This is a genomic window from Clostridium sp. AWRP (genome assembly GCF_004006395.2).
In the GTDB taxonomy this organism is placed as follows: domain Bacteria; phylum Bacillota; class Clostridia; order Clostridiales; family Clostridiaceae; genus Clostridium_B.
Genome location: NZ_CP029758.2, coordinates 3,186,012 through 3,207,840 on the forward strand (window position 1 = coordinate 3,186,012; position 21,829 = coordinate 3,207,840).

General features: G+C 30.1%; 22 protein-coding genes and 1 other annotated feature. Of the genes, 3 read left to right on the forward strand and 19 right to left on the reverse strand.

Features of this window, described 5'->3' with window-relative positions:
- Positions 1 to 6 precede the first annotated feature (6 nt).
- From DMR38_RS14615 to DMR38_RS14670, 12 genes are all read right to left on the reverse strand, one after another.
- A complete protein-coding gene (locus tag DMR38_RS14615) occupies positions 7 to 354 on the reverse strand; it encodes a DUF192 domain-containing protein (protein WP_243124308.1) in 348 nt (115 codons plus the stop codon).
- A gap of 4 nt (positions 355 to 358) precedes the next feature.
- On the reverse strand, positions 359 to 1,279 hold the full coding sequence (locus DMR38_RS14620; RefSeq protein ID WP_127721992.1) for a type II secretion system F family protein: 921 nt from the start codon (positions 1,277 to 1,279) through the stop codon (positions 359 to 361).
- A gap of 16 nt (positions 1,280 to 1,295) precedes the next feature.
- The gene (locus DMR38_RS14625; protein WP_127721993.1) at positions 1,296 to 2,258 is read right to left on the reverse strand and encodes a type II secretion system F family protein; all 963 of its coding nucleotides are present in this window, start codon (positions 2,256 to 2,258) and stop codon (positions 1,296 to 1,298) included.
- Positions 2,259 to 2,290: 32 nt separating this feature from the next.
- Complete coding sequence (locus tag DMR38_RS14630) at positions 2,291 to 3,619, reverse strand: CpaF family protein (RefSeq protein ID WP_127721994.1); 1,329 nt, start codon at positions 3,617 to 3,619, stop codon at positions 2,291 to 2,293.
- 82 nt (positions 3,620 to 3,701) lie between these two features.
- Positions 3,702 to 4,853, reverse strand: coding sequence for a response regulator (locus DMR38_RS14635; protein ID WP_127721995.1), 1,152 nt, complete (start codon positions 4,851 to 4,853; stop codon positions 3,702 to 3,704).
- 12 nt (positions 4,854 to 4,865) lie between these two features.
- Entirely contained in the window at positions 4,866 to 5,840 is a 975-nt protein-coding gene (gene cpaB / locus DMR38_RS14640) for a Flp pilus assembly protein CpaB (protein ID WP_127721996.1), read from the reverse strand.
- A gap of 35 nt (positions 5,841 to 5,875) precedes the next feature.
- Positions 5,876 to 6,769: a Tad domain-containing protein gene (locus DMR38_RS14645; protein WP_127721997.1), complete on the reverse strand. Its 894-nt coding sequence runs from the start codon at positions 6,767 to 6,769 to the stop codon at positions 5,876 to 5,878.
- 12 nt (positions 6,770 to 6,781) lie between these two features.
- Positions 6,782 to 7,180 carry a TadE family protein gene (locus DMR38_RS14650; RefSeq protein ID WP_243124594.1) on the reverse strand — a complete coding sequence of 133 codons (399 nt, stop codon included), beginning with the start codon at positions 7,178 to 7,180 and terminating at the stop codon, positions 6,782 to 6,784.
- Positions 7,181 to 7,266: 86 nt separating this feature from the next.
- Positions 7,267 to 7,443, reverse strand: coding sequence for a Flp family type IVb pilin (locus tag DMR38_RS14655; protein ID WP_127721999.1), 177 nt, complete (start codon positions 7,441 to 7,443; stop codon positions 7,267 to 7,269).
- A gap of 154 nt (positions 7,444 to 7,597) precedes the next feature.
- Entirely contained in the window at positions 7,598 to 8,272 is a 675-nt protein-coding gene (locus DMR38_RS14660; RefSeq protein ID WP_127722000.1) for a response regulator transcription factor, read from the reverse strand.
- Positions 8,253 to 9,437 (reverse strand): sensor histidine kinase, encoded by a 1,185-nt coding sequence (locus DMR38_RS14665; RefSeq protein WP_243124309.1) that lies wholly within the window; start codon positions 9,435 to 9,437, stop codon positions 8,253 to 8,255. The genes DMR38_RS14660 and DMR38_RS14665 overlap by 20 nt, the downstream gene beginning before the upstream one ends.
- A 40-nt stretch (positions 9,438 to 9,477) precedes the next feature.
- Complete coding sequence (locus tag DMR38_RS14670; protein ID WP_127722001.1) at positions 9,478 to 10,074, reverse strand: A24 family peptidase; 597 nt, start codon at positions 10,072 to 10,074, stop codon at positions 9,478 to 9,480.
- Between the two features lie 165 nt (positions 10,075 to 10,239).
- Between DMR38_RS14670 and DMR38_RS14675 the strand changes: the two genes are divergently transcribed.
- Positions 10,240 to 10,683: a hypothetical protein gene (locus tag DMR38_RS14675; protein WP_127722002.1), complete on the forward strand. Its 444-nt coding sequence runs from the start codon at positions 10,240 to 10,242 to the stop codon at positions 10,681 to 10,683.
- A 19-nt stretch (positions 10,684 to 10,702) separates the two neighbouring features.
- On the forward strand, positions 10,703 to 11,131 hold the full coding sequence (locus tag DMR38_RS14680) for a ferritin family protein (RefSeq protein WP_127722003.1): 429 nt from the start codon (positions 10,703 to 10,705) through the stop codon (positions 11,129 to 11,131).
- 212 nt (positions 11,132 to 11,343) lie between these two features.
- Here DMR38_RS14680 and DMR38_RS14685 read toward each other — a convergent pair whose 3' ends face one another.
- From DMR38_RS14685 to DMR38_RS14700, 4 genes are all read right to left on the reverse strand, one after another.
- Positions 11,344 to 11,859 (reverse strand): tryptophan transporter, encoded by a 516-nt coding sequence (locus DMR38_RS14685; RefSeq protein ID WP_127722004.1) that lies wholly within the window; start codon positions 11,857 to 11,859, stop codon positions 11,344 to 11,346.
- Positions 11,860 to 12,064: 205 nt separating this feature from the next.
- Positions 12,065 to 12,307, reverse strand: a binding site (T-box leader).
- Positions 12,308 to 12,366: 59 nt separating this feature from the next.
- Positions 12,367 to 12,801 (reverse strand): CBS domain-containing protein, encoded by a 435-nt coding sequence (locus tag DMR38_RS14690; protein ID WP_127722005.1) that lies wholly within the window; start codon positions 12,799 to 12,801, stop codon positions 12,367 to 12,369.
- Positions 12,802 to 12,937: 136 nt separating this feature from the next.
- Positions 12,938 to 13,117 carry a hypothetical protein gene (locus DMR38_RS14695; protein WP_013239540.1) on the reverse strand — a complete coding sequence of 60 codons (180 nt, stop codon included), beginning with the start codon at positions 13,115 to 13,117 and terminating at the stop codon, positions 12,938 to 12,940.
- A 220-nt stretch (positions 13,118 to 13,337) separates the two neighbouring features.
- Entirely contained in the window at positions 13,338 to 13,733 is a 396-nt protein-coding gene (locus tag DMR38_RS14700; protein ID WP_127722006.1) for an HNH endonuclease, read from the reverse strand.
- 208 nt (positions 13,734 to 13,941) lie between these two features.
- Between DMR38_RS14700 and cls the strand changes: the two genes are divergently transcribed.
- Positions 13,942 to 15,372, forward strand: coding sequence for a cardiolipin synthase (cls, locus tag DMR38_RS14705; protein ID WP_127722007.1), 1,431 nt, complete (start codon positions 13,942 to 13,944; stop codon positions 15,370 to 15,372).
- A gap of 91 nt (positions 15,373 to 15,463) precedes the next feature.
- On the opposite strand, the gene DMR38_RS14710 is transcribed toward cls, so the two are convergent.
- The 3 genes from DMR38_RS14710 to DMR38_RS14720 form a co-directional block, all read right to left on the reverse strand.
- On the reverse strand, positions 15,464 to 17,464 hold the full coding sequence (locus tag DMR38_RS14710) for a fructose-1,6-bisphosphatase (protein WP_127722008.1): 2,001 nt from the start codon (positions 17,462 to 17,464) through the stop codon (positions 15,464 to 15,466).
- Between the two features lie 144 nt (positions 17,465 to 17,608).
- Positions 17,609 to 19,123, reverse strand: coding sequence for a phosphomannomutase/phosphoglucomutase (locus DMR38_RS14715; RefSeq protein ID WP_127722009.1), 1,515 nt, complete (start codon positions 19,121 to 19,123; stop codon positions 17,609 to 17,611).
- Between the two features lie 472 nt (positions 19,124 to 19,595).
- Positions 19,596 to 21,782, reverse strand: a complete 2,187-nt coding sequence (locus DMR38_RS14720) for a heavy metal translocating P-type ATPase (protein WP_127722010.1) — start codon at positions 21,780 to 21,782, stop codon at positions 19,596 to 19,598.
- Between the last annotated feature and the right edge of the window lie 47 nt (positions 21,783 to 21,829).

The following is a 21,829-nucleotide window of genomic DNA, read 5'->3' on the forward strand; positions in this document are numbered from 1 at the left end:
ATTCTTTTACTTTATGTAAATTTTTTGACGAATCTCTATTAATTTTCCTTCTTCAACATTTTTAAATGTTCCAGTGCTTCCTTCTATAACCATTTTAGCTTTTCCCTGGGGCATTATAATCTTCCCTGGTTTCAGGTCTTCTACTTTTTTTATCACTTTCATGTCCTCACTTACAAACAAAACATCAATAGAGAATTTCATAAAGAATGTATGAATGCTGTTACAAGGCTTAATCAAAATTCCCTCATGATGTGGTTTTTTCCGAAACATAAACCCTAAAAATCTTTTAACAAAACTATCTGCTATAAATATTTCAGCTATAACCTCTGACTCATACATTAAAATCTTGACCACATTATCACCTCTTAGCAAATATAGTAATCATCCTTATAACGGCAGGACCTAGTATAATTATAAATATGGTAGGAAAAATAAAAAATATTAATGGAAAAAGCATTTTAATAGGAGCCTTCATGGCCTTTTCTCTAGACACCTGCCTTCTATGTTCTCTCAAATTTGCAGATTCAATTCTGAGCACTTTGCTTAAACTTACTCCCAATTCATCTGCCTGAATTAATGAACTAATAAACATGGAAAGTTCCTTTACGTCACAACGTTCACTCATATTCTTAAGCGCGGCTTTTCGCTCTATTCCCATAGTAATTTCTTTAAGACTCTTTGCAAATTCGTCACAAAGTTCTCCACTTATATTACTTATAACTCTAGCTATAGCACCATCAAAGGATAAACCTGCCTCAACACTAACTGTAATTAAATCTAAAGTATAAGGTAAGTCCTTTAAAATTTTGTTTTTTCTATTTTGAATTCTTCTTGATAGATAAAAATTAAAGAAGACATTAATAGTTATCACTACAAGTATTGTAAAAACAATAACTTTCATTATATTAAAATCAACCATTAGCACTAGTACTCCTAGAATTGTAGAAAAAATCAAGATAATCATGCTCTTTTTAAGCATCCATTTTTGAGCAGTACTATTTTTTAAAACCCCTGCTCTTTCTAGCTTTTTGTTAAGCATTACAATTTTTTGATGAGGCGTTATGGTAAGCAGAACCTTACTAAAGTTCTCATAAAAAGGCATTATCATTCTTTCTGAAAAAGTCTTATTTTCAATTTTTTCTTCTAATTTATTATCTAGCTCGTTAAGATCTGTAAATCTCTTTTCAATTTTTATTTTGTCACCATTTATAACTATTAGTATTCCATAGGAAAGAAAAAAAATTGATAAAAAGAAGATAAAAAATGCAAGATAAAGCATGTACTTCTCTCCTTTCTCACATATCTATATTAATAATTTTTCTTATCATTAATAATCCAAGAAGCTCACTTAATACAGCAGCCGCTACCATAATTAAACCAATAGAAGTTGTAAATAGCAAAAGTATATACTCCTTGTTAAAAAGATAAATCGCTACTCCTAAAAAAATAGGTATAAGCATTAAAATAATGCCCGATAATCTTCCCTGAGCTGTCAGTGTTTTTAGTTCATTTTTTATCTTTTGTCTCTCCCTTATAGTTTCCGAAATATTATCAAGTACTTCAGATAAATTTCCTCCTATATCTTTCTGTATTAAAATAACATTTACTATAAGTCTAAGATCTTCTGATTCAACTCTATTAAGCAAATTTTTTAAAGCATCTTCTTCAGAAATACCAAGGCTCATCTCTTTAAGTAATTTCTTAAATTCCTTTGAAAAAGGATCACTGGTCTCTTCTGATACTACGGCTATAGCTTGTAAGAAAGAATATCCTGCTTTTAAAGAATTTGAAATTATAGTTATACCTTCATTTAATTCACTGTCAAAGTGCTTGATTCTATCTTTTTTCCTCTTTCTTATTATAAATTTGGGAACGTTCCATATTAGAATGTAAATTAAAATAATAATAAAATAATTTTTAAAAACTGCAAATGTCAGGAAAGCAAAAGCAGATGAAAATAGTATTTTTATAACCAGAAGTTCCTCTACAGTAATAGATAAATCTGCCTTCATGAGTTCAACCTCAAGCTTTTTATCTTTCTTTTTATTTAACCAAATCTTAGGAATTAAGGTTGATAGAGTTTTTAATATGCTTATCCTGTCCTTCTTATTATCTTTATACTTTTGGGAAATACCATAATCCTCATCAAAATATTTAAGCTTACGAATAGGTTTATCTTTACTAAATAAGGCAATTAATACAGTGCTTATAAAAAGCCACACCATTAAAAATATCACTGTTACTATGACATATATCAATAAACCCTCCTCCTTGATTTTGCTTTAAGAAATTATCTCAAAATATCTGCTGGTACATTTATACCTTTCTCCTTAAGCTTCTGTACAAATTTGGGCATAATACCTGTAGAAACAAATTCTCCTCTTACTTTTCCCCTATTATCAACGCCCCTTTGCTCAAACTTAAATATATCCTGAAGTATAATTACATCTCCCTCCATACCTTGGATCTCCGTTATATAAGTGATTTTTCTACTTCCATCCATGAGCCTTGATTGCTGAACTATTATATCAATAGCAGAAGCCACCTGATCTCTGATAGCCTTAATTGGAAGATTCATCCCCGACATAAGCACCATGGTTTCAATTCTAGATAACATATCTCTTGGTGAATTAGCATGTCCTGTTGTAAGAGATCCATCATGACCTGTATTCATAGCTTGCAGCATATCCAAAGCTTCTCCGGAACGAACCTCACCTACAATAATTCTGTCAGGACGCATTCTTAAACTATTTCTAACTAAATCCCTTATAGTAACTTCCCCTTTTCCTTCTACATTTGCAGGCCTTGTCTCCAGCCTTACCACATGCTCCTGAGAAAGCTGAAGTTCTGCTGCATCCTCAATGGTCACTATACGTTCATTCTCAGGTATAAATGAGGAAAGAACATTTAACGTAGTAGTTTTACCACTTCCTGTACCACCTGAAACAACTACATTTAATCTTCCTTCTACACAATATTTTATAAGTTTTGCCATGCTTTGAGTCATTGTTCCAAAGCTAACCAAATCCTCTACTTTAAATGGATCTTCTGCAAATTTTCTAATGGTAATAGAGGGACCATCAATGGCTAAGGGGGATATTATAGCATTTACTCTAGAACCATTAGGAAGTCTAGCATCTACCATAGGTGAACTTTCATCTATTCTCCTTCCAATTGGTGCTACAATTTTTTTTATAACATGAAGTACGTGATTATCATCTTTAAATTTAGCATCTGTAAGTACTAGCTTTCCGTTTTTTTCAATATATACATACTCTGGACCATTAACCATAATTTCAGTAACACTGTTATCTAAAAGCAATCCTGTAATCGGACCAAATCCTATAATTTCATTTAACAGCTCTTCTTTTATTTTTTTCTTATGATTATTAGTCATATTTAGTGATTCCTTTTCAATATGCTTGGTAACAATATAATCAATTTTTTTCTTTAATTCCTGATTATGTTCAGAAATTTCACTAAAATCTATATCAAGTTCTTCAATTACCCTGTTTTGAATTTTCATCTTCAATTCATAATAAGGATCCATTTCTTCCTTAACAGATTTATTGGCTTTTTTATCTACATTTATTTCTTCCAATCTTTTCATAAGAGACATAGTAATTCCTCCTACTTAGTTATTTGAAAGAAAATAACAAGTCACACATTCTTCACATACTGACTGGTTATTTCTTTGAAAATCATTCAATCAAGCTCTTACACATTTCATCCAGTGCCTTTCCTACTTTTAATTTATAATATTTGTCATCATGACATAAAGGAATTCCTTTATTTACTGAAGGAATAACAGTCTTTTCCTCATCTGGTATAAATGCAAAGACACTATCCTTAAAAGCCATCTCCACTTCTTTTTTGTTTATTCCGTACTTTACATTAAATCTATTTATAACAAGCTTAACTTTGTCTTTATCATATCCAACGGATTCCATAACTTTAAGACCCAATTTAGTATTCTTAAGAGCTATAATCTCCATAGTCGACACCATAAGTATTTTTTGTGCCATATCTAAAATATAAAGGGTGCTATCATTAAAATTAATACCTGTGTCTACAGCAATTACGTCGTATTCTTTTCTTACAACCTTCATTATTTTCTCAATAGTTTCTTTTGTTATATATTCCGCTGCTTCTGGTTTTTGAGGAGCAAAGAATATATCAAGATTATCATTATATTTATATAAATAAGGTTTTATATTTTCATAAGAATCTATTTGTCCATCCTCTACTGCATCTAAAATAGTCTTTTCATTATACTTATTAACCAGCATGGATATATCACCAAACTGTAAATCCATATCCATAAGAAGTACTTTTTTATCGGATTCCTTACTTAAAATAATAGCTGTATTAACAGCCAAAACTGATTTTCCCACACCACCTTTAGAACTAAAGAAAGCTATAGTTTTTGCATCTTTCACCTTTTCTGTACTTCCTGTAAGCTTTACCTGTCGTTCCCTGCACTTTTCATAAGTTGTTATTATAGTATCAATTAAGGTATTATAGTTAAAAGGTTTTATTATATATTCTTTAGCACCATGAAACATTGCCTTTTTTAAATACTCACTTTCAGCTTGAACAGACATAATAATTACCATTACAGAAGGGTACTCCATGGTTATTTTTTCAGTAGCTTCTAAGCCATTTAAAACAGGCATGTTAATATCCATCAAAACCACATCAGGCTTTACCTTTGGTATAATTTTAAATACTTCTTCACCATTATCCGCTTCTCCTACAACTTCAATATTTTCTTTATCTAACTTCAATATTTTTTTTATTACATTTCTAGTTTCTTCAATGTCATCTGCAATTAATACCCTAATCTTATTCATTGTTTCATCCCCCTACTGTCCAAGTATTGGAATTTTAATTACTTCTCCAGTTAGTATTAAATTTTCATCCTGTATATTATTTGCTTCTTTTATAGCTGTATATTTGTCTTCATTTTCATAAAATTGTGTACTAATACTTTTTAACGTATCCCCAGGTTCCACTGTATAGCTTTTATACTTTTCACCACTTATGTTACTTAAATTGTTATCGTTACTATGATCTGACACCTCATTACTATTATCATTAACAGATAGTTCTTCCCATGTTGTTCCATTTGTTTCAGTGGTATTATTATCTTTTAAGGGTCTAAGAGCTAACTTGATACTTCCTATACTTTGAGCAAGTATTACCTTTTCCAGATCTGATACCTTAACTGATAGGGTTACTAAAAAATTTGTCGGTGCTTTTCCATTATCACTGCTTTTATTACTATTATTTTCTTTATTCTCTCTGTTTATTTGTTTATCTACTGCTAATACCTGGATGTTCTGTAATACAATTTTTGCTTCATCTGGTCTAACTATTTTTGTTCCATCCCTCTTTTCAGATGTATACACAATGATATCCACATAGTCTTTTGGTTTTAACAATCCTGAAACCCCTGAATCACCTGTAACACTAATAGAAATCGCTCTATAATCATTATCCATTTTTAAATTAAGTTCATCTCCACCTTTCTCCAAAAGTTTATCAATATGAAACCCTTCATTTTTTGAAATTGTTTGAGTTGCATATTTTCCAGCAATTTTTGAAAAATCCTTAATATAGTTATCAAAAATAGGATTATAAGGCACCTGTACCTTTTTTACCATTTTCTTATCTATAAGGGTTCCTGAAGATATTGTCTCAGCTGCTACTAAAATTGTTGTTTTTTTAGCCGCTTCACTTGACGATTTCAACGATTGTAAATATATAAAAGCAGCGGCTGCAGCTATTAGCGCTAAAATAAAAGATATCAATATCAATTTTTGTCCTCTGCCTTTCATCGCTATCCTCCTTCATCTCATATGAGCAATCCTACTTATTTTGACAATTTTGCACCATATAACCCTGTGTCACTTAAATTTGTATCAGCCGGACAATTTAAAACAAATCTAACAAACCTTCCTTTAACTTCTATTTTTCCTGAATTATTAGTTACATCCTCTACATAAAACGCTGCAAATCCTACTACTAATACTGACTTTTGTCCACTTACGGCTAAAGAATCTACTAAAGGCATTATCCACAGTCTTATTGAATCTCTTGGGAAATTATCAAAAGTGCTGTATTCAGAGTTGATATACTTTTTTATCTCATTACAAGCTCCTGACATATTACCCGGTTCAGTATCTATGTAATCACCTACTGATATCGTTCCACTGTAACCATATAGTGCATTTGCTCTAAAAACACTTTCACCAGACCCACCAAGGGAAACTGCACCATAATTTCCTGAGTATCCATCTCCTGCATCTTCTTTAAGTGTTACTAAGTCTCCATAAGAAAATTTATATGCTTCCACAGCAAAAGGCCTTATCCCACCTGTTACTGATTTTGCAGGTGCAACCACAGCCTTTGTCTTAGCCTTTATATCGCTGCTGTTTATTCCTATTGTTTGAGCAAATAGGTGCTTTACATTTTTAACTTCTTCTATTTGAATACTCTTATGATCTGCACCAAAAGTTATTACAGCTAGACCTGGATCTACATTATTTTTTTGAAGGTAATCTACAGCTACACTCCTTGCCTTCATGTCATTATCAGGTAATTCAAGTACAGCTGCTAAAGCCCCTGAGTCGATTGCATTTGTTAACTTTGTCTTTTCTATATAAACCATACCTACATCAAGTACGTAAGCAGTAAACCCAAGTAATGCAGTAATGAGTAGACATGAAATAATAGCAACATTTCCTCTATCATTTAACTTTCTCATTTATATCTCTCCTCACTCAACCCTCATAGTTGTCTGTCCATTTAATTCTATTACATTATTGAAAAGACTACTTATAATTGGAACAGTGAGATTATATTTATAAGTTACTTTTACAATAAGGCTATCACCGGATCTTCTGCTGCTTTCATCGGGAGTTATAGTTACTGTTAAATTCTTAGGATCTAAATTAGGAGAAGTAGCTGCAATTAAATATCGAATTTCCTCATCAGTGCTGCCTATAATTCCTGCCCTTGCACCTTCTCTCGATGCATTTTCGATAGTAAGATAGGAATTTATTACCATTCCAAATTGAACTATTCCCATCACAAGCAATAGAAGTATTGGAAGAATCATTGCAAATTCAACTAAAGCCTGCCCCTTTTCATTCTTTAAGTTTTTCAATATAACCACTTCCTTTTGATTAATTTTCAAAATACTCTAACCATATTTTTGTGATTAGAGTATTTTGGAAAAACCTCGGCAGAACTTTTTCTATTTTATTGAAGGGCATTTATTATATCCTGAAATTTTGAAGAAATCGCTGGTCCAAGTAGTACTAATACGGCAATAACTACTATTGCTACAAGTCCTATTATTAGTGCATATTCAACCATACCTTGTCCTTTTTCTTCTTTTAATTTATTTAAGACATATCCTTTAAATTTTTGCAGCATATTATTCATCCCCCTTAAATTTATTTTCTTGTTGATTTTATTATAAATCTACCGTCTTTAACTTGGCAGATTGCAAAAGTCACATATCATAGGTAAAAAAGTCAGAAAAAAATAGAGACGAAAGTCCCTATTTTTATAAGTAATTACCCTATCATTAAGTTTCATATTTACTTCTATAATATTCATCAATATTATTTTCTATTGCAACAATTGCGGCGTGGACCCTATCGTCTACATTTATTTTTTTAAAAAGATTTGTAGCATAATTTTTAACTGTTTTCTCAGAAATGTACAACTGCTCTCCTATTTCCTTGTTACTAAATCCTTTTGAAATTTTATTAAGCACTTCAATTTCCCTTTTTGAGAGATTATCTAAAATACTAGATGCTTTCTTTGCCTTAATTTTTATGTCAGAAAAAAGTGTGGAAACCAAAGACTTATCAATGTATTTTTCACCCTTATATACTTTTCTAATTGCTTCTACAATATCTGTTCCAGCTGAATCCTTAAGCATATAGCCGTCCACTCCAATACTTATAGCCATATTAAGGGTCTTTCTATCATCTTCAACAGTTAACATTATAACCTTAATTTTATTGTCTTTATCCTCTATACTTTTAAGAACCTGAATACCATCCATAATTGGCATATTACAATCCAACACAACAACATCTAATTCATGATATTTTAAAAATTCCAGAGCCTTCTCTCCATTTTCTGCCTCACATACAATATCCATATCACTTTCAAAACTTATAATCCTTTTTAACCCCTGCCTTATTATATCATGATCATCGACAATTAATATTCTAATCACCTTGTTCTTCATTTTTTATCACCTCTCGATTAATAGGAAGCTTAACAGTGTAAGTTGTGCCTACTTTCTCAGAGGATTTGATTTCAATTTCTCCCTGAAGTTGTTTTACTCTATCTAAAATTCCAATAAGTCCATAGGAAGCTCCTTTTGTCTTTACCCTCTTTAAAGTCTCTTCTACATTAAACCCAACACCATCATCATTTATTATTAGCATTAAATACTTTGTACCAAAATCCATTCTTACCTTTGCATGCTTTGCTTTAGAATGTTTCCTGATATTATTAAATATTTCTTGAACAATTCTATATACTGCTACTTGAATAATAGGTTCTATTTCCATTTGGATTGGCTTCATTTTTATCTTTATATCAATATTTGACTCTTTGAAAATAGTATTTGCCGTTTGATCTATAGTTTGCCTTAAACCTAAATCGTCCAAAGACATAGGTCTTAAATCAAAAATAATACTTCGAACTTCTTTTAATGCCACCTTAACACTTTCCTTCAAATCTTCTAATTCCTTAAGTCCCTCTTCCAAATTTTTTTCAATAATCATTTTACATATATCTACTTTCATAACTGCATTAGCCATATGTTGAGCCGGCCCATCGTGAATATCCCTTGCAATTCTTTTTCTTTCACTTTCCTGAGCTTCTAAAATCTTTATGCCAATAAACATTTCGGAATTCTTATCTGAGCCCTCTAAAGCAGAAAGAACATCCCCTTCTAAATAACCCATAGCAATACTTATTTGATTAATTATCCTTTCACCACTTTCAATATTATCCATTATCTTTTTTATGGCTATTTCTAGGCTATCTCTTTCTTTCCTCAATGACTTTTCTTCATTTATCTTCGTATAAAACTTAATTCTCATATCAGATGCTGCTTCATAAGCTTCCTTAATATCATCTTCAGTATACTTATTAAAATTTGCAGATACATGAGCCAATCTTCTTCTAGCCGCCTTATCCTGTCCTTCCAGTTCGTCAACTTCATCTATAACACTAGCAATATCTTTTTTAATTTCATCTAGTTTAAGCTTTAAATCTTCGTGATCTTTTCTTATATAATCAACAATACTAAGTACTTGCCCTCTACTTGAACTTATCTCATCTATTACATTTTTGATTATTTTATTAATAGCATTAATATCCAAGTTTATATTATTCATCATATTCTCCCTTCATTTAAAGTACAACCAGACCAAATTAAATTTACATAAAAATTAATAGTGAAATAAGACTTCCTAGTGATAAAAATGGACCAAATGGAATGTAATCTTTAGTTCCTTTTACTTTAATTAATATTAAAATAATTCCAACTATAGAAGACATAGCAAAAGATAAAAAAATTGTCCACAAGGCTTTTTTTAATCCTAAAAAAGAGCCAATAGCAAACATAAGCTTTATATCTCCACCACCCATAACATTAGGAACAAGGGATAATAAAAACATTATTCCTCCTCCAAATATCATTCCAAGTATTGTATCTGTAAATGAACTCCTAATGAAAAAGGAAAACATTATTCCCATACTCAAAGCTATAATGACCATAAAATCAGGTATAATTCTATACCTCAGATCAATAAAAGAAATTATAACTAAAATTGATGTCAGCACCATTGCCTTAGCGAGTACAATAGTAAACCCCAATCGTAAAAATAGTACTTCAAAGGATAGACTACAAATAATAGGTATAAAAATACTCCCGGTTTTTTTATTACTTTTAATAATATTATATGAGATACTTTCTATTGCAGTATTTAATAATATTCCTATAATAAAACCTATAGCAAAAATTAATATGTACATACTTCCCTCTTAAATAAAATTATTATTTTCTTTATTATTTGCATTGGAGGAAATATTATTATAAGTTATATTTTAACTTGAGTTTTTTGGAAAATTTAAGATAATCCCTTTACAACTAATAATAAATATTATATAATTATTGTTATAAAGAGGAGATGATATGATATGGAAACTGATATAGATTTCAATTCCCTAATAACATCTGTAGAAACCTGTTGTTTAGGAAAGGAAAACTGCGGAGGTAAGTGTGATACTTCCAATTGCATTATAGGATATTGTAAAAAAGATCTACTTGCTTGTCTTAAATCTAACGAACAATTTCTAGAAAATGAAATAGAAAACATTCCTTTATTTGATACAAAAGTTTTTGATGAATCCTCTGTAATAGACACTGTTGGCTTTATACTAAATCAATGTAAAAATTGTAATGCATACCACGATGAAGATTGCATAATAAATATTTTAAGAAGTGCCTGCGAAGTAATTTTATTTGGTAACCCAAAAGATTATAACGGCAGTGTGCTCCTATACTTGAATGATATAAAATTGGACAATTCAAAAATAGCAGACAAAATACAGGAATCTTATTTATCACATAAAAATATTTAAAAAAAGGAAGGGTATTAATATGGAAAATGTAAAATTATCTTATGAAACAACTTTAGGAGATACTAAGGGAACTAATTTGGAAAGGTCTGTAAAACAAACTTTTAATGGTGAAACCAAGGAAGCAGGATTATATACTGCCATAGCACGTCAGGCTCAAAGGCAGGGATATGGCGATATTGCCGAAATACTAAAAGTTCTTGCAAAAGAAGAAGTAGAACATGCTGCAACTTGTGCAGAATTGAACAATATGATAACAGATGATTGTTTCCAAGATATAAAGCAAATGCTAGAAGGAGAAATTTTTGCAAACAATTCAAAACGTGAAGATGCTCTAAAAGCAGAAGGACAAAAAATAGATGCAGCAAAAGAATTTTTCAATTCAGCTTCCAAGGATGAAGGACGTCATGCCCGAATACTGGAAGGAATATTAAAAAAATATAACAAATAATATAGAGTTTCTAAATAGAAAGTTTACTTATACAGAGCATGTAATGACAAATTTCAATTAGAAACTCTATGGACAGTTAACGTTACAATTAAACCTATCCAAGTTACCAGTTTGATTTAAATGCTAAAGGTATAAATCCAAGCAAGATTTATACCTTTAGCATTTTTGAGTGATTATAGATTTAATTTTAAAATTTACAATCTATATAGCTTTTATATTTGTCTTATAGCTCCTCTTTTTAAAGCTACATTTATTATATTAAATAAAATTGCTCCTGCTATGGTATTTATAACTGCAGCAGGTAAAACTACAGATAAGAACAATGCTGTAAAACTTGTCTTTAATCCTACTGTAAGCAATACTACCATTAAGAATGTGGAGCCGCTTATAATTGTACCTACAGCAGTAACTAATAGAATAGTTATTTGGTTATTTATCCTATCTCTAAGAGGTTTTATAAGCACAAACATTATATTTATAGTTACAAATTTGTCTATTACATTTGCAAATTGTCCACCAGGGAAAGCAGTAGTTGCGGCTGCCAGAATACCTGCTACAATACCTGCACAGAGACAAGTTTTATATTCCCTATTAAACACAAGTATTATAAAAAGCATTGCAAGAGAAAGATCTGGTTTCATTCCAAGTATAAGTGGTGGTGTAATTTGATGCAGCACTGCACCTATAGCAAGTAGTATAGAATTTATAATCATCTTTTTTAAGTTCATATTTACACTCTCCTTAAAATAAAGTTTGAATATTCCATCTAATTTGAATATTCTTTAAATTAAAAATACAACTGATATTATTACAATTATCTATAAATAAATTTTCTTTATTTTTCTTTCACAACATAGCATACACCACCTATACTTCTTTCTAACTAACTTTTCTTTTTAATAAATTAATAAAATAAAAAAACTCCATCCTAAAAACTAGGACGGAGATATCCGCGGTACCACCTAAATTATACTTTAAAAAGCATCTCTTTTTCAGACACTAACATGTCCTATCCATTATAACGTATGGAATACGTTAACCACTACTCTTCGCTCTGCCAATTTCAATTTACTCCTCTTAGGTCCATTCACAACATACAATAGTATTGAGATCCCACCATTCCCAACTCTCTATAACTTTAATAATATTGCTACTATTCCTCGTCAAAGGATTTATTATTAAATTAAGTATATGTTATCACTTATTCTTCTTCATGTCAATAAGTATTTTCACTTTTATTTAGCACCATAAGCTGAGTTATTATTTTCATTAAATATTTGTCTGTAACAATAGTTTATTATGTCACTTCTTTTTATGATACCTATAAATATGTCCTTATCATCTATTACAGGTACAAAATTTTGATTTACCGCAAGTGATACCAAGTCTTCCATGTTAGAATTAATTTTCACTGGTTTATTATGCATACGCCTAGAAATTTGTTTCAACAATACTTTACTGGTATTTTTAAAATTCAAATCTGGAGTATTTTTTAATTTCCACAACAAATCACCTTCTGTCAGAGTTCCAACATACTTACCGCTACTGTCAATTAGTGGAATTGCTGTATATCTATGTCTTTCCATTCTTTCCAGTGCCTGTCTCATAGTTGAATTTGGAGTTTCACAAACAACTTCCTCTTTAGGTGTTAGAAAAAATGCTATATTCATATGTCTTTCTACTCCTTAATACTTTTATTTTAAATATACTATTTAAATTTGAAATTACACAATCTTAGAATCGAAGAACTTAATTACAAGGTCAATTATTAATCTTAAGAAGAAATAATAATTGACCCTCATAATACTATCTTGAACATTCGGCCTCTACTTGAAGTAACTTTTTAAGTACTTCCTCTATATCATCTTCTAATTTTTCATCAATTTCAACATTATCGTTCTTTACAGCTTCTATAGTAAGTTTTAGCCCCTTAGTTATATTACTTATTTCCTCCAACGTTAACAGCATAAGTATATTCTCTTTCATGTTAATAACCCCCTTATCTAACTTAATCTTTTTTAGAAAGCGACTTACATCCATTATCCCTTTTAATATATTTCGTAAAATTTAAGTTAATATAAAGCGTTTATCGAGAGATAATTTTTATTAAAAAATCTATATTATAATAAATGACAAGTTTTTATACTTACTCACTTATCTCCAGATATTTAACAGCATGAAACATCCATTTCAAAAAGCTGTGTTGTTAAAAGTTTCCTATAAAATCATAATATTCTTCAAGCATATATTTTGTGTATTTCTTTTTTCCCATTAATCTATATATAACATCAAAACTTCTGTATCCTTCTTTATACAATTTATATTCCTTTAGAAGTTTTTTTAACATTCCTTTATTTATTTGTAGGAGATTAACTAATTCATCCAACGTATAAAACTCTTTGTAAAGTAATTTTTCAAGCTTTTGCTGCATTTCCACTTTATACAACAAGTCCAATTTTCTATTTTTGTGAGGTCCGCTCTTTCCTCTATGATGTTCTGAACAAAGATATTTAAAGTTCAAAGGGAAATCCACTCCTCCCTGAGATCTATAAACTATATGATGTTTATCCGCTGGTTTACCACATATTTGGCATTTTAACAATTTATTCCCTCCCAATTATATTATAGTGGATTTTTATTATATTTTATACTATTATTATAGCACAGGTTTTATCGTATTACACTTATAAAAAATTATAAAAATGTTATAATTTTCATATAAAAAGTGTATATTATCTACCTATAAAAATCAAACTATTATTATAGGTAATTTACCAATTAATATAGACTTTAATAGGAGGCATTTTTTTATGCGAAATATTTTTTACTCAATTTTTATAATAAATGCCATATTGTCCATAGTCATTATAATGTTAGAAAGAAAAAATCCCGAAAAAACAATTGCATGGCTGCTAATTTTTATAGTTATGCCTCCTTTTGGTTTAATAGCTTACATATTTTTAGGGCGAAATTGGAAAAAGCATAAACTTAACAATGAAACAAATGTAAATATAAAAGAGTTAATATCTGAAGCTATTAAAAATGTAAAAGATACAACTTATACCTCTTTAATTGAACTTCTTTCTAAAAACAGTGAGTCACCATTGTTTACAAACAACTCCATAAAGATATTCAAAAATGGAGCTGAAAAATTTGAATATCTTAAAAAAGAATTACTAAATGCAAAACATCATATTCATATGGAATATTACATAATAAAAAGTGATGAAATTGGGAATGAAATAAAAGATATATTGATAAAAAAATGTTTAAGTGGTGTGGACGTACGTCTCATATTGGATAGGGTAGGCTGTATAGGACTTGATAAAAAGTATATAAATGATTTAAAAAGTGCCGGAGTTAACGTAGTACAATATTCTTACTTCCTAGCACCAATTTTGAAGTACATAAATACCCAGATAAACTATAGAAATCACAGAAAAATAGTAGTTATTGATGGAAAAGTAGGTTTTGTAGGTGGCATAAATATAGGAAATGAATATATAGGAAAGAGTAAATATGGATATTGGAGAGACACTCATATAATGGTAAAAGGTGATTTTGTTTTGGGACTTCAGGCAGTATTCATAGATGACTTTGTCACAATAAAGTCTGCTAATAAAGAATATTTCTTTTATGACGGAAACTTTAAAGAAATTTTTCCTGAAATTTCACCAGACAGAAGCAGCAATAAAATAATGCAGCTGGTAAAGAGTGGTCCAGATTCTGAATTTCCAGCTATTGAACAAGCCATTTTAAAGATGATTAGCATGGCAAAGGATCATATTTACATTACAACTCCTTACTTCATACCTACTGAAAGTATATTAAATACACTTAAAATTGCATCTTTAAGCGGTATAGATGTACGGATACTATTTCCTGGAAGATATGATCATATATTGGTATACTATGCTTCAAGAACCTACCTAGCAGATTTAGCTAAAAGTGGTGTTAAGGTTTATTTCTATAATAAAAATTGTTTTATTCACTCTAAAACCACATCTATAGATGGTAAAATATGTACTATAGGTACTGCTAATATGGACATAAGAAGCTATCAATTAAATTATGAAATAAATGCAATGATATATGATGAGGATACTACCGTGGAACTTGAAGATTTATTTTTCCATGATCTTAAAAACAGCAAGATAGCTAGTACTAAATACTTTGATAATTTATCTCTTTTCACTAAATTTTTTGAAGCTTTTTGCAAAATATTTTCTTCATTGTTATAGCGTAAAATTTGGAAATTAACAACGGACAGTTGACAATTAAAGGGGCTGTCACACTAATTTATTAGCATAGCAAATCCCCTTATTGATAATTTCACTCAATTTGATTGTTATCTTCTTTAATTAATCCCTTCCTATATGCTATTAAAAGCTTTTCCAAATCAGCTATCTGTTTTTTTAGATCCTTTCCTATGTCTGTATCTTCTACCCTTTTCCTTTTAGTTACATGTTCCAAAATCACTGTAGAAGATAAAATATCTTTATCCTCTTCTATAGCATTTTTTATAGCACCAAACGGTTCATGAGAAGTAAGCAGCAATCCATAAGAATTATATATCAAAGTATACCCTGCTATTCCAGTTTCAGGCTGATATGCCTTGCAAAACCCTCCATCTATTACAAGTAGCCTTCCATTTGCCTTTATGGGACTTTCTCCTTCTTTAGTTTTTACTGGAATATGACCATTTATAATGTGAGAGCTCTCAGGTGGCAAATTAAATTCTGCCAATATATTTTTGCATACATTCTCATCATCTCTATACTGATAGTAATAATTTTTCTTTTCATAGTGTGCTAGTTTATCATCAATAAAATACCTTTCAAAAGTTGTCATTCGAATTTTTCCAAACACAGGTGAATCCTCTCCACACCACATATACCACATCATATCCATACCATATTTTTTACTTTCTGTATTATTTTTAAAGAAAAAAGCATCCCTCGCTAAACGGTCATACCTATCTAAAAGTTCTCTGCCACTGTAGCTTATCTTTCCTATTTTAACTTCTCTAAAACTACCATCTTTATTCAATGGAATACAGCCATGGTATAAAAGATTTGAATTATATACCAGGTATATACTTCCTTTACCATATAAGAATTTAATATGTCTTTGAAGTTTCTCACTGTTTACAAAAGAACTAGTCAACTTTTCAATTAATTCTTGTTCCCTATCCGTAAGTTTATATGGGTCATTCCAATCTATAGTAGGGAACTTGCTATCATTTAACTTATAATTATGACCATATATATCTATTTCCCATTTTTCTGTATCTATTTTATCAAGTAAAAGCCTATCATCCATCTTAAATTCAGGATGCCTTTTTATTATTTCTGCCTCTAATTTAAATTGCATTATAGCTATGGCCTTGTGCATTTTTGCCAGTAAATTAAGTTCATTTTTACTTATATCCTTGTTTAAAGTCTTAGGAATAAAATTCTTACAAGGATCATCTCTATAGAATTCAAGAGCAAAAGTAGCAAGCGGAAGTAAGTTTATTCCATATCCATCTTCAATAGTATGCAAATTAGCATATCTAAGCGATATTCTAAGTACATTAGCTATACAAGCTTCGCAGCCAGCTGCCGCTCCCATCCAGAGCATATCATGATTTCCCCATTGAATATCCACAGAATGATGTTTCATAAGAGCATCCATTATAATTTCAGCTCCTGGTCCCCTGTCATATATATCCCCTATTATATGAAGCCTGTCTACAACTAACCTTTGTATTACATTTGAAATAGCTATAATGAATTCAGGTGCACGATTTATATCTATTATAGTTTTTATTATACCATTATAATACGCTTGTTTATCTACCTTATCATCCTGGTCGTGAAGCAGTTCTTCTATTATATATGAAAAATCAGCTGGAAGTGCTTTTCTCACTTTAGAGCGAGTATATTTTGAAGATACATTCTTACACAATTCAATTAATTGATATAAACTTATTCTATACCATTCTTCCAAATTGTGTTCTTTTTCCTTAATTAATTCTATTTTTCTCTCAGGGTAATATACAAGGGTTGCCAGTGATGCCTTCTGTTCTTCTCTCAATGAATTTCCAAACACATCATCAATTTTCCTCTTTATTACACCAGATGCATTTCTAAGCATATGAGTAAAAGATTCATATTCTCCATGAATGTCACTTATAAAGTGTTCTGTAGCTTTTGGTAAATTCAATATAGCCTGAAGATTTATAATTTCCGTACTGGCACTAGATATTGTGGGATATTCTCTAGATAATAATTGAAGATATCTTAAGTCTTTTTCTATTATATCTAAATTATTCTCATCATAGAAAATCATGGTCATTTTCTCCTTTTTAATATATACAATTTATTTAATTTATAAAAGCAATAATGATATACTATATAATATATTATAGTATATCATTATTAACATGTATAGTACAAATTGCATATTTAGTATAGCATATAATAACACATTTTCCTATTTAAAACTACTAATATTAAGTTCATTATAGTTTATTAAAAAATTCTTTAAATTGTCCATAATAACTTTTATTCCCTCTTTGGAATCCGACTCTATATTCAAACACAATACTGGTTCATGAAGAGAAATCCTAAGAAGGAACCATCCATCTCCATTAAGTTTATTACAATTTACTCTAACTCCTTCATAATTATTAGGTGCTTCATTCCATCCATTGATTTTTTTTACATAGTTCTTTAAATCATCCAGTATTTTATATCCATAGTCTTTAAAACTACTGTTTAAAATATTAAATCTAAACTCTAAACTTTCAGGTGAAATTCTCAGACTTTTTATTAAGTCCTCTATACTTTTACCTTGTTTATGAAGTTTAGCCATTTTTACTAATATTTTAGATATCAAATAAGCTCCATCATCTAAAAAGTAATTTTCTTTAAGTGCTGCATGTCCTGAAGTTTCAATAGCCAGGTAGCATTCTTCACCCTGGTCATTTAGCCTTATTCCCTCATTTATTACATTTCTATAACCTCTTTTGAATCTATGATGTTTTCCACCTAAATTTTCAATAAATTCACTTAATCCATTTGAAGTTACAGAATCAGTTACTATAGTGCTGCCTGGATGTTCCTCTAAAATTATAGAAGATATTAAAGCTATTAGGGAATTTCGATTTATCTCCATACCTCCAGCATCTACAATAGCCGCCCTATCTACATCTGCATCAAATACTATACCAAGATCTGCTTTATTTTCAAGTACTGCCTTTCTAATGGAATCCATGGCTTCTTTTGCTTCAGGGTTAGGAATATGATTTGGAAATCTTCCATCTGGATTAATAAACTGACTTCCTTCAACTTCTGCGCCTAATTTTTTTAGAACTTTACTTGCAAAAAAACCTCCTGCTCCATTACCTGCATCTACGATAATCTTAAACTTGGAAAGGGGCCTTTCGTAATTTTCATTTAAATTTATACCTTTCCTAATTTTTTCAACTAATAAACTTGAATATGTGTCAATAAAGTCAACTTTAGAAATTTCTCCTTTGTACGAAGGGTATTTAAATCCTTTATCCTCTGCGCTATCTAATATGTATTTTATATCCTCTTTTTCACATCCACCATTTTCAGTAAAAAATTTTAATCCATTATAATAATAAGGCAAATGACTTGCAGTTATCATAATAGATCCATTGCATTTATAATCTCCCAGTACAGTAGTCATAAACATAGCTGGGGTAGTACAAAGTCCGCAGTCATATACACTACATCCCAAATTTACAAGTTCATTTAAAATAACTTCTTTAATTTCAGGTCCTGACAATCTAGAATCCATGCCTACTGCAATTTTTATTTTTTCTTTCCTTATATTTTTTTTGTCTTTAAGCCATTTTACAAACCCACCTGCTATAACCTTTACTTCTACAGTAGTCAAATTAACTTTCTTTTCTGGATTTTCAATTGCAATTCCCCTTATATCAGTACCATTTTGCAATTTATGTAATTCTTCTATCATGTTCTTCCCCCTATTTTTCTAAAGTTTATATGTAAAATCCTAAGTAAAATTTGAGCTTATACTCATAAATATACTAAAGTATGTTTCAACTTAGAATCTCCATATTAATTATATAATAAATGTTTTCCTATAGGTACAATTTATATTCATTTTATCCGATTGCTACCATTGCTAACCCCTATCTTTTTCAAAATGGGTGATAAGCACTGCTACGCACCTGGATAAGTTCTTCTAAGGTTCAGATGGAGAAAAAGTATTCCTTATAAGCAAACTCCACCTGAACCTAAGAATCATTTGATAATTGATCTTACATATGGAAGTGAAAGTATACTAAAATATACATGATGAATACAAGCGTTCTAACTAAAAAAATAAACTCATGCGTAGAAATATTTAACCGTACTTGTGGTTGTAAAAATATTCGCAACATAAGTTTATTTTTTGTTTAGAAACTCTATTAGTCATATTTATTTTAACACTTAGCTTTTTCTACTTTCATTGCCCTCATAGAATTTAATACTGCTATAAGAGCTACCCCTACATCTCCAAAAACTGCTTCCCACATATTAGCTATTCCCACAGCTCCTAAAACTAAAATCACCAGTTTTACTCCAAGGGCAAATACTATATTTTGGGATACTATTTTTTTAGTTCTCTTAGATATTTTAATAGCAGTTACTATTTTTGAAGGTTCATCTGTCATAATAACTACATCTGCAGCTTCAATAGCAGCATCTGAACCAATACCACCCATAGCAATTCCAACATCTGCTCTTGCAAGCACAGGAGCATCATTTATTCCATCTCCTACAAAAATCATTTTTCTGTTAGAAGATTTTTCAGTGATTATGTCATTTAATTTTTCTACTTTTTGATCCGGAAGAAGCTGTGCATGAACCTCATCTAATCCTAACTTATATCCTATTGCTTCTCCAATTTTTTTATTGTCTCCTGTAAGCATAACTGTTTTCTTTATTCCTATATCTTTTAACATTTTAATTGTATCTTTAGAATCTTCTTTTACTTCATCAGATATCACTATATAACCCATGTAAATTTTATCGAGTGCAACATGAATTACAGTTCCAATAACTTCTGACATATCATAATTTATTTTTTCTTTTTCCATAAGTCTGGAATTTCCTGCAATAATTTCTCTTCCATCTACCGCTGCTTTAATACCTTCACCTGAAATCTCAGCATAATTCTTTATTAAATTTCTATCTATATCTTGATTGTACTGCTTCACTATAGACAAAGCTATAGGATGGTTAGAATAAGATTCTACAAAAGCTGCATACTTTAAAACATCTCCATCTGTAAAACCATTAAAAGCTTTTACCTGGGTAACTTTAAATATTCCTTTAGTAAGTGTTCCTGTCTTATCAAAGACTACTGTATCTATGCTATTTAAGGCTTCAAGGTAATTTCCGCCTTTTACAAGAATTCCATTTTTAGAAGCTGCTCCTATTCCTCCAAAGAATCCAAGAGGTACTGAAATAACCAGTGCACAAGGACAGGAAACTACTAAAAATACAAGAGCCCTATAAATCCATTTAGAAAAACTTTCCCCTCCCATTAAAAATGGTGGCAATAAAGCTAGCCCTATTGCAAATGCCACAACTGTAGGCGTATAATATTTAGCAAACTTTGTAATAAAATTTTCTGTAGGAGCTTTTTTACTGCTGGCATTTTCAACTAAATCTAATATTTTAGCTACAGTAGATTCTTTAAAACTCTTAGTTACCTTCAAAGTTAAAACTCCATTTTTATTTATATATCCACCAAGCACCATATCCTTGCATCCTACTTCTTTTGGAAGAGATTCTCCAGTTAATGCAGAAGTATCCACCATAGATTTTCCTTCTACAATTTCTCCATCCAAAGGTATTTTTTCACCTGGTTTTACTAAAATAAGCTCACCTATATTTACATCTTCAGGATTCGTATTTTTAAATCCTGATTCAGTCTTTACATTTGCAAATTCAGGTTTTATATCCATAAGGTTTGCTATAGACTTTCTTGAATTATTTACTGCCCTATCTTGAAAATATTCACCTATTTTATAAAAAAACATAACTGCAACAGCCTCAGGAAACTGTCCAATTGTAAAAGCGCCTATACTTGCAATACACATTAAAAAATTTTCATCAAATACCTGTCCTCGAAAAATATTTTTAACTGCTTTCCAGAGTACATCCTTTCCAATAGCAATATAACTTAAAAGGAAAAGTGTGAATTCAACTTGAAATGAAAATTTAAATATTACGCCTGTAATATATATCAAAACACCAATTATTGAAATTATATCTCCAATTTTTTTATTTTTTTCTTTAGGTAAATCACCAATTTTTCTTGATTTTTCATTAACTTCATATATAACTTTTACATCTGGTTCTAATTTTTTAACTATAGACTTTATATCTTCCATGGCATTATTAAATTCTTTCTCATTATATAATTCAAATTTGAGCTTTTTAGATAAAAAATCTACAGAGGCATTCTTTATTTTAGGAAGCTCATTAACTTTATTTTCTATTTTTGCAGCACAATGTGCACAATCAAGCCCCTCAAGGATGAACTCTTTTTTGCTATGATTATTACAATTATTTTTTAACTTTATATTATCTTGCAATTTTGCTTCCATAGTATTATTCATGCTAATCCGCCTCTCAATTTTATTAACATATGTTCATGTGTTCATAT